Annotated in this window: 12 protein-coding genes; 7 read left to right on the top strand and 5 right to left on the bottom strand. The window is 67.3% G+C overall.

The window, feature by feature from the left end:
* Window positions 1–93: 93 nt before the first annotated feature.
* The gene (locus EGH21_RS09975) at window positions 94–1,548 is read left to right on the top strand and encodes an ATPase domain-containing protein (RefSeq protein ID WP_220618326.1); all 1,455 of its coding nucleotides are present in this window, start codon (window positions 94–96) and stop codon (window positions 1,546–1,548) included.
* Window positions 1,549–1,555: 7 nt separating this feature from the next.
* On the top strand, window positions 1,556–3,349 hold the full coding sequence (locus EGH21_RS09970) for a receiver/sensor box histidine kinase (RefSeq protein WP_220618325.1): 1,794 nt from the start codon (window positions 1,556–1,558) through the stop codon (window positions 3,347–3,349).
* On the opposite strand, the gene EGH21_RS09965 is transcribed toward EGH21_RS09970, so the two are convergent.
* On the bottom strand, window positions 3,343–4,305 hold the full coding sequence (locus tag EGH21_RS09965) for a 1,4-dihydroxy-2-naphthoyl-CoA synthase (RefSeq protein ID WP_220618324.1): 963 nt from the start codon (window positions 4,303–4,305) through the stop codon (window positions 3,343–3,345). The genes EGH21_RS09970 and EGH21_RS09965 overlap by 7 nt on opposite strands.
* Before the next feature lie 83 nt (window positions 4,306–4,388).
* Here EGH21_RS09965 and EGH21_RS09960 point away from each other — a divergent pair, with 83 nt between their 5' ends.
* Genes EGH21_RS09960 through EGH21_RS09950 form a run of 3 tightly spaced genes read left to right on the top strand, consistent with a single transcriptional unit; the run spans window position 4,389 to window position 6,548 of the window.
* A complete protein-coding gene (locus EGH21_RS09960) occupies window positions 4,389–4,679 on the top strand; it encodes a DUF8066 domain-containing protein (protein ID WP_220618323.1) in 291 nt (96 codons plus the stop codon).
* Between the two features lie 60 nt (window positions 4,680–4,739).
* Complete coding sequence (locus EGH21_RS09955) at window positions 4,740–5,681, top strand: J domain-containing protein (protein WP_220618322.1); 942 nt, start codon at window positions 4,740–4,742, stop codon at window positions 5,679–5,681.
* Window positions 5,682–5,717: 36 nt separating this feature from the next.
* Window positions 5,718–6,548: a S1C family serine protease gene (locus EGH21_RS09950; protein WP_220618321.1), complete on the top strand. Its 831-nt coding sequence runs from the start codon at window positions 5,718–5,720 to the stop codon at window positions 6,546–6,548.
* Here EGH21_RS09950 and menD read toward each other — a convergent pair.
* Together menD and EGH21_RS09940 are read right to left on the bottom strand one after the other, a co-directional pair.
* A complete protein-coding gene (gene menD / locus EGH21_RS09945) occupies window positions 6,532–8,310 on the bottom strand; it encodes a 2-succinyl-5-enolpyruvyl-6-hydroxy-3-cyclohexene-1-carboxylic-acid synthase (protein ID WP_220618320.1) in 1,779 nt (592 codons plus the stop codon). The two genes, EGH21_RS09950 and menD, sit on opposite strands and share 17 nt — an antisense overlap.
* Window positions 8,311–8,315: 5 nt before the next feature.
* Complete coding sequence (locus EGH21_RS09940; RefSeq protein WP_220618319.1) at window positions 8,316–9,653, bottom strand: isochorismate synthase; 1,338 nt, start codon at window positions 9,651–9,653, stop codon at window positions 8,316–8,318.
* Window positions 9,654–9,867: 214 nt separating this feature from the next.
* Between EGH21_RS09940 and EGH21_RS09935 the strand changes: the two genes are divergently transcribed.
* Both EGH21_RS09935 and EGH21_RS09930 read left to right on the top strand, forming a co-directional pair.
* The gene (locus EGH21_RS09935; RefSeq protein ID WP_166970188.1) at window positions 9,868–10,083 is read left to right on the top strand and encodes a ribbon-helix-helix domain-containing protein; all 216 of its coding nucleotides are present in this window, start codon (window positions 9,868–9,870) and stop codon (window positions 10,081–10,083) included.
* A 73-nt stretch (window positions 10,084–10,156) separates the two neighbouring features.
* Window positions 10,157–10,438, top strand: coding sequence for a UPF0058 family protein (locus tag EGH21_RS09930; protein ID WP_220618318.1), 282 nt, complete (start codon window positions 10,157–10,159; stop codon window positions 10,436–10,438).
* A 25-nt stretch (window positions 10,439–10,463) separates the two neighbouring features.
* Here the strand turns inward: EGH21_RS09930 and EGH21_RS09925 are convergent, their stop codons facing one another.
* Together EGH21_RS09925 and EGH21_RS09920 are read right to left on the bottom strand one after the other, a co-directional pair.
* A complete protein-coding gene (locus EGH21_RS09925; protein WP_220618317.1) occupies window positions 10,464–10,982 on the bottom strand; it encodes an Lrp/AsnC family transcriptional regulator in 519 nt (172 codons plus the stop codon).
* 46 nt (window positions 10,983–11,028) lie between these two features.
* A complete protein-coding gene (locus EGH21_RS09920) occupies window positions 11,029–11,925 on the bottom strand; it encodes a ferritin family protein (RefSeq protein WP_220618316.1) in 897 nt (298 codons plus the stop codon).
* Between the last annotated feature and the right edge of the window lie 26 nt (window positions 11,926–11,951).

Here is an 11,951-nt window from a genome sequence, read left to right as displayed (position 1 = left end):
TGTGTGCCCGACTCGTGTTCCTCCGCGGAGAACGTGAGTGTCAAACAACACGTAGGGGACTGCATTTTTATCTTCACGCGCGGTACGCTGTGTATGACCGACGCCGACGGTTCCCGTGTCTCGTCCGGCATCCCAGGCCTCGACGAGGTACTCTCAGGCGGATTCGTCGACGAGCGGACCTACACGGTCCGTGGAACGTCCGGGACGGGGAAGACGATTCTCGGCTACCACTTTCTGACCGCCGGCGTCGACGAGGGCGAACGGAGCCTCTACCTCGCCTTCGAAGAGACGGCCGACGACATCGTCGCCAACGCGGCGTCGCTCGGCATCGACCTCTCCGGAGTCGTCGTCGAGGACCTGAGCCCGTCGCCGACACAGTTCCTCGAAGACGAAGGGTACACCGTCTTCGGACCGGGAGAGGTCGAAGGCCACGAGATGGTCTCGCGCATCGCGGAGGCCATCGAGACCCACGACCCCGACCGGGTGTTCATCGACCCGTTGACGCTGTTGCGCCACCTCTCGCCGGACGAGTACCAGTTCAAGCGGATGGCGGCGTCGATGACGAGTTACCTCAAACAGCGGGGCACGACGACGCTGTTCACGACGCAACCGACCCTCGCCGAGTCGGACGAGGACCTCCAGTATCTCAGTGACGGGTCGATAACGCTCGAACGGTCCGAGTACGGCCGCGACCTGACGGTCGACAAGTTCCGCGGCTCCGACTTCCGGAGCGGGCGACACAGTTTCCGCATCGACGGCGACGGCGGCATCACCGTGTTTCCGAGTCTGGACCCGACCGAGTTCGACCAGGAGAGCAGTTACGAGACGCTGTCGTCGGGTATCGACTCGCTGGACCTCTTGCTCGGCGGGGGTATCGAGCAGGGTAGCATCACCCTCGTGAGTGGCCCGAGCGGCGTCGGGAAGTCGACGACCGGGATGGCCTTCCTCCGGGCCGCGGCCGACCGCGGGGAACCGGTCACGGCGTATCTGCTCGAAGAGACGGCGTCCAGTTTCCGCCACCGCTCGAACGCCCTCGGGTACGACATCGACGCCCTCGAGGCCGACGGCACGTTCCGTCTGTCCGAGGTCGAACCGGTGACTGTCTCCGCCGACGAGTTCGCCGACACCGTCAGGCGAGACGTCGACGCGCGGGATACCGAGATGGTCCTGCTGGACGGCACCGCCGGGTATCGGATGGCGCTCCGGGACGAGACCGAGGGTCTGGAGACGGAGTTGAACGCGCTCTGTCGGTACCTCCGGAACAGGGGCGTGACTGTCCTGCTCACCGACGAAGTGCGCTCGGTCACGGGGTCGTTTCAGGCGTCGGACTCTCGGCTCTCGTACCTCGCCGACAACGTCGTGTTCATCCGCTACATCGAGGTGGACGGAGAGATACAGAAGGCCATCGGCGTCCTCAAGAAGCGCTTCGGCGACTTCGAGGCCACGCTCCGGCAGTTCCGTATCGAGTCGGACGGCATCGCCGTCGGGGAGACGCTCGACGACCTGCGCGGCATCCTGACGGGGACCCCGACGAGACGGGTCGAGTAGCCGACCGATGACTGCCCCCCGCAGCACGCTCACGGCGGCACTCGACGGCGGCCCGGAGCGGGTCGCGTTACTCATCGACAACGACAGGAACCGCGAGTTGCTCGCGACCCAACTCGACGACTTCGAGGTCCTGACACCGGAGTCGCTGCGGGACCTGCCCCAGTTCGACGTCTGTCTGGTCGACACCGCGACCTACCCGCGGGTCGCAGACCAACTCACCGAACGGCGGGCCGAGGCGGACCCGCTCTTCGTGCCGGTGTTGCTGGTGGTCGGCCCGGACGCCCCCGAGCACACGGTCCAGAACCCGCCAGAGACCGTCGACGACGTGCTGACGGTGCCGACGTCGACGGCGGTGTTCGAGAACCGGCTCCGGTCCTTGCTGCGAATCAGGCGCCAGTCCGAGCGACTCGCCCTCTTCAACCGGGCGATTGACGACGCACTCACCGGTATCACCATCGCCTCGGCCGAGGACGACCAGCCACTGCAGTACGTTAACGACGCCTTCGTCGAGATGACTGGCTACGAGCGCTCGGAGATTCTGGGCCGGAACTGTCGGTTTCTGCAAGGGCCCGAGACCGACCCGGAACCGGTCCGGGAGATGCGCGAGGCCATCGACCGAGGCGAGGGCGTGACCGTCGAACTCCGCAACTACCGGCGAGACGGGACGATGTTCTGGAACCACGTCGAGATAGCCCCGGTGTTCGGGCCGTCGGGGCTGACACACTTCGTCGGGTTCCAGCAGGACATCACCGAACGAGTCGAGCAGGCACGGACCCTCCGACAGTACGAACAGATAGTCCGTGCGGCCGGCGACCCGATATACTCGCTCGACGCCGACCTCCGGTTCACGCTGTCCAACGAGGCGACCGCCGACCTCTGTGACCGCGCCCCGGGCGAACTGACCGGCGAACACGTCCGAACCGTGCTGGGACGGACACACGCCGCCGCGCTCTCCGGCGCTATCCTCGAACTGGCCGACGCGGGCGCGTCACAGACGACCATCGAGACGACGATACGGGACGCCGAGGGCCGGGACCGGAAGTTCCAGACGGCCGTCGCGATGAACCCGGCGTCCGAGTTCGACGGCGTCGTCTGCGTGAGCCGTGACGTGACCAGCCACCGAGAGCGGGAGTCTCGCCTGTCGGTGCTGGACCGCGTCCTCCGGCACAACCTCCGCAACAAACTCCACGTGGTCCTCGCACAGGTGGAGTTCCTCAGGGAAGCCAGCGACGACGAGGGGGTCAGGACGCCGGCGGCGGCCATCGAACGGGCGGCCACCGAACTACTGGACCTCGGGGACACCGCGAGGGAGTTTCACGAAACGCTCGACCCGAGTTCCACCGACCACGTCGGTCCGATGGACGTCGTCTCGCACGTCCACCACGTCATCGAGGAGGTCAGGATGGGTCACACCGACGGCAACGTCGTCGCCTCCGCACCCGACGAGGCGTGGGCACGGGCCCACGACTCGCTCGAACTCGCGCTCGGCGAACTCGTCGAGAACGCCGTCGAGTACGGCCAGACCGACGTGACCGTATTGGTGGACGTGACCGTCGAAGCCGACGCCGTGGTCGTCACCGTCACCGACGACGGCCCGGGGATGCCCGAGGCGGAACGAGAGGTTCTCGCCGCCGGGATGGAGTCAAACCTGAGGCACTCGACGGGACTGGGACTGTGGTTCGTCCGCTGGATGGCGATAAACAGCGGCGGGTCGTTCGACGTCCGTGAGAACGACCCGACCGGGACCGTGGTCGAACTCAGGTTCCCGCGTGCCGACCCACCCGAGACCCCGTCTCAGTAGTGCCACGGGACGTCGTCGAAGTCCGGTTTCCGGCCCTCGTTGAACGCGTCTCGGCCCTCCTGTGCTTCGTCGGTCATGTAGGCGAGTCGCGTCGCCTCACCGGCGAACACCTGCTGGCCGACCATGCCGTCCGAGTCGAGGTTGAAGGCGTACTTCAGCATCCGCATCGCCGTCGGCGACTTCTCGTTCATGCGCCGGGCCCAGTCGACGGCCACGTCCGCCAGTTCCTCGTGGGGCACCACCTCGTTGACCATGCCCATGTCGGCGGCTTCCTCGGCGTCGTAGGTCTTCCCGAGGAAGAACACCTCGCGGGCCTTCTTCTGGCCGATCTGTCTGGCGAGGTACGCGGAGCCAAAGCCGCCGTCGAAACTCCCCACGTCGGGGTCGGTCTGGAGGAACTTCGCGTGCTCCTCGCTGGCGAGCGTGAGGTCACAGACGACGTGCAGGGAGTGGCCGCCGCCGACGGCCCACCCCGGGACGACGGCGACGACGGGTTTGGGGATGTGGCGAATCTGGCGCTGGACTTCGAGGATGTGGAGTCGGCCGACGTTCTCCGGTGCGTCGTCGTCGTCCCCGACGTCTCGCGGGTCTCGCTGCGCCCCGCTCGCCCGTTCCGAGTCGCGTGGCGACTCGCTGTCCTCGTCGACATCGTACTCGTACCCGCTCTCCCCCCTGATGCGCTGGTCGCCGCCCGAACAGAACGCCCACCCGCCGTCCTTCGGCGACGGGCCGTTCCCGGTGAGGAGGACACAGCCGACGTCGGTGAGTCGCTTCGCGTGGTCCAGCGCCGCGGAGAGTTCGTCGACCGTCTCGGGTCGGAAGGCGTTGCGGACCTCGGGGCGGTCGAAGGCGATTCGGACCGCACCCGTCTCGGTAGAGCGGTGGTAGGTGATGTCGGTGAAGTCGAACCGCTCGACGGGTTCCCAGCGGTCCGGGTCGAATAGCTCTGAGACCATACCGGGCATGACGGTGGGCGGCGCAAAAAGATTCGCAGTGACGGCGAAACGCTTTCGACGGGGCCGTCCGTCACCCGACGTGCATGCCCTCCACGACGAACGACCGGACATTGAGAGCCGGCCTGGCGGTGTTCTCGGTGTTGGTCCTCGCCTACAGTCTCGTTATCGTCCAGCAGATACTGCTCGGCTTGCTCGCCGTCGCGACGCTCTGGACGGTCTACCTGTTCTACCACTTCGTGCAGGTGCTGGGTCGCATCGCCGCAGCGCTGGAGCGGTTGGCGTCACAGCGCGCCGACGGCGGGACGGGCACGCCACCGGCGGAACAGCCCCACCGCGAAGTGGCCGACGACCGCGACCTCGAACGTGACTACTGAGAACTGGGGACGAGGATTTATACGTAGCTGTGGCCGACCTACGTCCCGTTCAGCGCCCGCATGACTGAGACGTTCTACGACGTCCTCGGCGTCGCGGCGGACGCGACGACCGAGGAGATAGAGGCCGCCTACCGGGAGCGTCTGAAGGAGACGCACCCGGACGTGAGCGACGCCGCCGACGCACGCGAGGTGACACAGACCATCGTCGAGGCCCGTGACGTCCTCGTCGACGAGGCCGCTCGCGAACGCTACGACCGACTCGGCCACGAGGCCTTCGTGGGTCGCGAGTCGTCGGTGACCGAGAGCGACGTCGCCGCGGCGGCGCGTCGGGCCGGCTACGGCGAGTCGGCGGCCAGTCGGACGACGTCCGCGGGCGACACGTCCGCCGAGTCGGACGACGGCGACCCCCACCAGCGGGCACGCGAACGCGCCGAGCGAGAGCGGCGCGCCAGCGAGCGGGTGCGTGCGGACCGTGAGGACCGGACTGGGACGACCCACGGCGACGGGACGGCGGCCGGGGACGGCCGGACGAGACGGACCGACAGCGGCCGGTCTGCTGGCAGGACCGCGGAGACGGACGCACGGGGTGGGTACGCCGACGCCGGCGGGGCCGACGCGTGGACCGGGACCGACACGTACGCGGTCAGAGACTCCGTCCAGACGGGGTCGAGATACGAGCGCCTCGTCCCCACCGGGCGCGAACTCACACTGCTCGGCATCACGTTCGCGCTCTACCCAGTCCTGCTGTTCAGCGCACTCGTCCCGGCGTTCCCGCTGTTCGTCAACCTCGTCCTCGGTCTCTGTCTCGTCCTCGTCGTCGGGTACCTCCAGTCCGTGCCCAACGTCGCGATGCTCGTCTTCGGGGCCTGGAGCCTCGTCACGCCGCTGGTACTGGTGGCACTGAACGTCAGTTTCCTCTCGCTGCTCGGCGTCGTAGCCCTGAGCGGGACGTGGCTCCCGTTCGGATTCTCGATACTCACCTACTCGGTCCTGCGACTCTAGACGCAGGCTTTTGTGAGTCGGGCCGGTCGCACACGTATGGAGCACTCTCGTCGGTCGTTTCTCGTCTCTGCCGCCGCGGCCCTCGGACTGTCCGGGTGTAGCGAACTGTCCGGTTTCGAACCCACGTCGAGACGTGACTCCGGAGCCACGTCGGGGGAGACCACGAACCCACAGGCGGGCGGTGTCGGGACGGACGCCCCCTTGACGCCCTCGGCCGGCACCGAGACTGAACCGGTCCAACAGGAGTTCTCGCAGGCAACTCGGGAACGCGCCTCCGAGGTGGGGACCGCCGTGCGGGACTCCGTGGTGGTGCTCCGGGACGGCAACGCCGGCGGGACCGGATGGGTCGTCGGCGAGGGCGAAATCGTGACGAACGCACACGTCGCCGACGGGTCTCCGACGCTCTCGGTCGAGACGTTCGACGGAGCGACCGGAACCGCCGAACGGGTCGGCTACCACGAGGACCTCCGGCCGGACCTCGCGCTTCTAGAGACAGACCTGTCCGTCCCGCCACTCTCGCTGGGGAACGTGGAAGACCTCTCGCGTGGCGACCCGCTCGTCACCGTCGGCCACCCGGGGCGACTCGGGCAGTGGATAATCAGCCTCGGTCGCTATCTCCGGGTGCTAGACGGTATCGACTGGCTCCTCTCGACCGTTCCGACACAGCGCGGGAACAGCGGCGGGCCGCTGGTCACGCTGGACGGCGACGTCGTCGGCGTCGTCTCCGGGTCGACGACCGGCCCCGAGAGCAGTCGGCCGGACTTCAGCAGGAACGAGACGGCCTACACGGAGTTCCCGGAGCTAGCGGAGCGGACCACCTCGGTCCCGGTCGACACGCTGGAAGCGTCGCTCAGCGACTGGCGATAGCGGCCCGCACCCGAGCGGTCAGGTCGTCCCGGACGGCGTGGCTCGCTTCGGCGTCGAACGACACTTCGAGGACCTGCGTGCCGTCGGTCCGGACAGCGTCGGCGAACGCGTCGAGGAACGCCTCGCGGCCCTCGACGCGGCGGAACGTCAGCCCGTAGAGGTCGCCCGTCGGCTCGAAGTCCAGTCCGTGCGGGGTCTTGAACTGCTCCTCGAAGGTGTCGTCGTCCTCGATAGGGAGCACGTGGAAGATGCCGCCCCCGTCGTTGTTCAGGAGGACTATCGTCGCGTCGACGCCGCACCGGGCGAGCGCCAGCAACCCGTTCATGTCGTGGTAGTAGGCGAGGTCACCGGTGACGAGGACGAGGGGGTCCTCGGTGGCGCTCCCCGCACCCAGCGCCGTCGAGGTGATGCCGTCGATGCCGCTCGCCCCGCGGTTGCCGAGGACGGACAAGTCTGCCGTCCGGGGTGCGCCGAACCGGTCGAGGTCCCGCACCGGCATGCTGTTCGAGACGAACACCGTCGCCGGGTCCGGTGCGTTCGCCGCTACGTCCGCCAGCACGCCGCCTTCCCAGTAGCGGTCGCCGAAGGCGTCCGAGACGGCCTCCCAGTGGAGCCGTTCGGCAGTCGCGAAGCGCTCGCGCCACGCCCGTGTTCCCGGTTCGCTCACCCGGTCGGCCACCGCACGGGCGACCGCGTCCTCGTCGGCCACGAGGTAGTCCGTCGCGGTGAACTCCGCTTCGGACCACCCGCCCGAGGGGTCGACGAGTATCTGCCTGCATTCGGCGTCGCGAAGGTAGTGCCGGAGCGGCTTGGAGGTCGGCGACGCGCCGAACCGGAGGACGACGTCGGGGGCCGGCCACGACTCCGTCGCCTCGCTCCCGAGATAGGCGTCGTAGCCGCCACACACCGGCGGGTCGATGCGGTCGACGTGTGGGCCGTAGCGGCGGTCGGAGAGCGGGTCTGCGAGCACCGGGAAGCCCGTCGCGTTCGCGAGTGATTCCAGCGGCGCTGTCGCTAGGCCATCGTCCGCTGGCCCGGCGACGAGCAGGCCCCGGTCGGCCGCCTCTACGGCTCGAGCGATTCGGGCCACCTCGGTGGCCGGTGGCTCTGGGGCCCCCTGTCTCGTCCTGACGAACGGGCCGTTCCGACCCTCGGCGGCCAGCTGGTCTCCACCGGCCCAGTCGTCCGGTACGCCGTCTGGGCCGTCGTCCGGCGCCGGTGTCGGTTCGAGCGGCTTCCGAAAGCGGCAGTTGAGGTGGACCGGGCCGGGGTCGCTCCCGGTCGACTTCGCGAGCGCACGGGCCGCAGTCGTCCGGAGCATCCGGACCGCTCGCGGTCTGGCCGCCGGTTCCGGCATGTCCCGGTACCAGCGGACCGCGTCGCCGTACAGTTTCTCCTGGTCGACGGTCTGGTTCGCGCCGCTGTCGGTGAGTTCCGGGGGCCGGTCGGCGGTCAACAGGAGCATCGGGACGCCGGACTGGGTCGCCTCGACGACGGCCGGGTGGAAGTTCGCGGCGGCGGTCCCGGAGGTACAGACCAGCGGCGTCGGTTCACCAGTCCGCTTCGCGCGGCCGAGCGCGAAGAACGCCGAGGACCGCTCGTCGAGGTGCGAGTACACCGTGACGTCGGGGTGCTCAGCGAACGCCACCGTCAGCGGCGTCGACCGACTCCCCGGCGAGACACAGACCGAATCGACGCCACCGGCGACCAGTTCCTCGACGAGCGTCTCGGCCCACAGCGTGTTGACGTTGGGATAACTCACGTCGGTCACTCCAGTTCGTCGAGCATCGGCCGGTACTTCAGCTGGACCTCGTCCCACTCTCTGTCCGGGTCGCTGTCGGCGACGATGCCCGCGCCGGCGAACAGCGTCGCGAGTCTGTCCCGTGCGACGGCCGAGCGGATGCCGACGGCGAACGTACCGTTGCCCGCGGCGTCGACCCACCCTATCGGTGCGGCGTACCACCCGCGGTCGAACGTCTCCGTCTCCCGGATTGTCCGGAGCGCCTCGTCCGGTGGAAGCCCCCCGACGGCGGGCGTCGGGTGCAGGGCCTCGACGAGCGAGAGGACGTGTTCGTCCCGCCGGAGTTCGGCCGTTATCGAGGTCCGGAGGTGCTGGACCGTCGCCAGCCGTCTGACGGTGCGGTCGCCGATGCGGACCGAACTCGCGAACGGTTCCAGCTGCTCGCGGATAGCGTCGGCGACGAGTTCGTGTTCGTGCGTGTCCTTCTCGCTGTCGAGCAGTTCCGCGGCCAGCCACTCGTCCTCTGCGGGGGTATCGCCCCGCCCGGTCGACCCCGCGAGGGCCTCTGTTCGGACGGTTCGCCCCCGGAGAGACACGAGTCGCTCCGGGGTCGCACCGAAGAACGTGCCGCCGTCCTCGGGTGAGAGCAGGAAGCGATAGCAGTCCGGATACGTCGCCGCCAACCGGTCGAGGACGTCCGGGACCGAGAGGTCGTCCCGCAACTGCACGCGCAGTGCCTGCGCGAGGACCACCTTCTGTAAGTTCCCGTCCTGGACGCTCTCGAGCGCGGCACCCACCTGGTCGCGCCACGTCGCTTGCGAAGGGGTTCGCTCCCGCGATTCGACGCCCGGTGGGACGTTCGGGACGGCGTCGGGGGCGTCGGTCAGCCGGTCGGCCCACTCGTCGAGCCGTCGCTCGGCGTCGGCCGTCGCCGTCGGCCCGGTCCCGGTCGTCGTCAGCCACGTGCCGCCGTCCGTTCGCGTCACTTGCACCTCTGGGAGGAAGAACGCGGCACCGGGAAACCCGTCCCACGGCGAGTCCTCGCTCTCGGTGTCGCCGTCGTGGAAGGCGAAGCCACCGAACAGGCGCGGGCGCGCCGCACTCGGGAGCTCTGTCGGAACGGTACAGCGGTCGAACACCGCCCTCGCGGCGGCCTGTACGTCGGCGAACCGAGACGGCCCGGACGCCGTGACGGTAGCGGCGGCACCGGCGGCCGCCACCGATTCGGCGTCTGTCGCCCACGCGAATCGCGGCCGCGTCTCGGTGTCGAGGACCGTTCTGGGGGCACCGCTCTCGACGCGACAGCCGCGTGTGACGACCGATGTCTCACCCACCGTCGCCTCGTCGCCACGCAGTGGTTCCATCACCTCGGTCTTAGGATTCCGACCCTTTGAGCCTGACTATACCCACGACCACTGGCTCCGCGTAGACGGCGTCGGTCGTGGCTGTTCCCCATTTCGAAAATTAATATCTGATTTCGAGAAGTAGATACTGCGTAATATCTACAAACGGTTTGTGAAATACGCAACTACCCCCGTCAGGTTTAAATATGACTTACTCAAAGGGGCCAACGTTGCGATGCCAAAGGTAGAGATCAACATCCCGGAACACCTCGAAATGCAGATCGCCCAGCTCGTAGAGCAGGGCGAGTTCCTCAACCGCGAAGAAGCCATCGAAGACCTCCTGTCGACCGGGCTGAAGGCGTACAAAACCTCCGGCCCGCAGGACGAGGACGAAGAGCCAGGCTTCGAGGACGACGGTATGATGGGACACGACGACGAGTACGTCTTCTGAATATCGAACAGTGACGGTCTGGTACCCCTTCTCAAGCAATTCTTATACGAGTCCCGTCACATAGCACACGACAATGCACAAAGACGAGCTGTTAGAGCTACACGAACAGATGGTGACCATCATGGAGTTCTTCCGCGACGAGATGGACAGCGTCGACCCGACCCTGTTCGACCCCTATCAGGAACTCGACGTGCGCCCCTCCGACGTCCACAAGTCCAAGAGCGAACACAAGCACGCCGTCTTCGTCCTCGGGAACGCGCTGGCGACGGCCATGAGCGAAGACGAGTTCTCCGACGCCGGCCGGGTCGGCAAGCGCATGAAGGAACTGGCCGAAGACGCCGAGCGGAAACTCTGAGACGGGCGAGCGACCGGTCTCTTCTCTATCTGTCGTCTGCGTGCAGTTCCGTGAATATCTCCGGGTCCGTCTGGAACTTCAACACGTTGTGGACGACTGAGTTGCGGACGTTCTGGACGACCCGCCCGTGGTCCTTGTAGAACTCGTGTATCCACCGTGACTCGGCGGCGCGCGTCTGGAACATCATCACGGACTTCCACTGGTACTCCCCGTCCGAGAGGAAGTAGAACAGCGTGTGCTCGTCGTCGCGAATCGAGACCATCGCCTCGTACCACTCGTCGGCGAAGTGTTCGGGGTTGAACTTGAACTCGAACAGGGCGAAGTTGAACAGCGACTCGTTGGGGACGATGGCCTCGCGGAACACCTCCTCCTCGCGCATCTTCCGGATGGACTCGCTGACGGTGACGTGCGAGACGTCGATGTCGTACTCGCTTTCGAGAATACCGGCCAGTTCCCGCGAGGACCGCTGTGGTTCGGCGGCGAGTTCACGGAGGATGTGGACGTCCCGCTCTTTGAACTCCCAGTCCGGCGTCTCGTTAGCCATGTTTACACTCCATTGGCTACGGATTTGACAGTTGTGCCTCCCACAGTTATTCCTCCAGTGCGACCAGCGTGTCGACGTCCGGAATCGCCGCGTCGGCGTCGGTAATCTGTCGCATCCGTTCGGTGTGCTTCTCGGCGGCGTACGTCTGGAGGTCCGCCGCCGACGGCCCCGGCGTCTCGCTCCCACCGTCGTCGATACCGTCGGTCGTCGTCCGCTGGACCAGCGGCAGGAGTTCGTTCACGGTGTCGTGGAGGAGTTGTGGGTCGATGCCGTCGGCGACCAGTCCCTTCAACTGCGCCATGCCGAACCCCACGTGTCGGCCCTCGTCACTGCGGATAGACTCGATACCCTCGGTGAATCCCGGGAGCGTCGGGAGGTCCGGTTCACTCGGGCCGAAACTCTGCTGGAGGCCCCAGTAGGCCGTCTGCGCGAGAATCCCCTCTATCGTCAGGTGGTAGTGGCAGTAGGCCACCGCGCGGGTCTCCGGCGTATCTTCGTCGAGGATCCGGTGCATCGCCTCGCCGGTGCGAGCGAGCAGTTCGTCGTACGCCGCGTTTATCCACCGGTCTTCGGTCGGTGATGTCTGCTCGAGGCCGCGGGCCGTCTCTACCGGGTTGACGACCTCCCGCCAGTACCGCTCGAAGAAGTCGAGGTGTCGCGCCTCCTCGTACAGTTGGGTGCTGAGGTAGGCCTGTGCCTCGGCGTCGTCGAGGACGACGGTGAGCGGTGCGAGGTCCTCGGTTACGGCCCGTTCACCGGCCCCGAACTTCGCGACGGTCGCCCGGAAGTTGTCGAAGGTCTTCGGGTGAGCGTCGACTAGCGGGTCGCGGTCGCCGTCGAGGTCGACGTCCGCGGGGTCCCAGTGTCGCTCGACGGCGTTGCGGTAGTAGCGAAACGACCGTGCGTCCCGGTCGACTGCGAGGCGGAACCTGTCGTCCGTCATACGCACTTCGTCAACCGGGTGGTAGA

The organism is Haloarcula rubra (assembly GCF_019599465.1).
In the GTDB taxonomy this organism is placed as follows: Archaea; Halobacteriota; Halobacteria; order Halobacteriales; family Haloarculaceae; genus Haloarcula; species Haloarcula rubra.
Note: the sequence above shows the minus strand (reverse complement) of the source record. Positions and strands in the feature narration are given on the sequence as shown.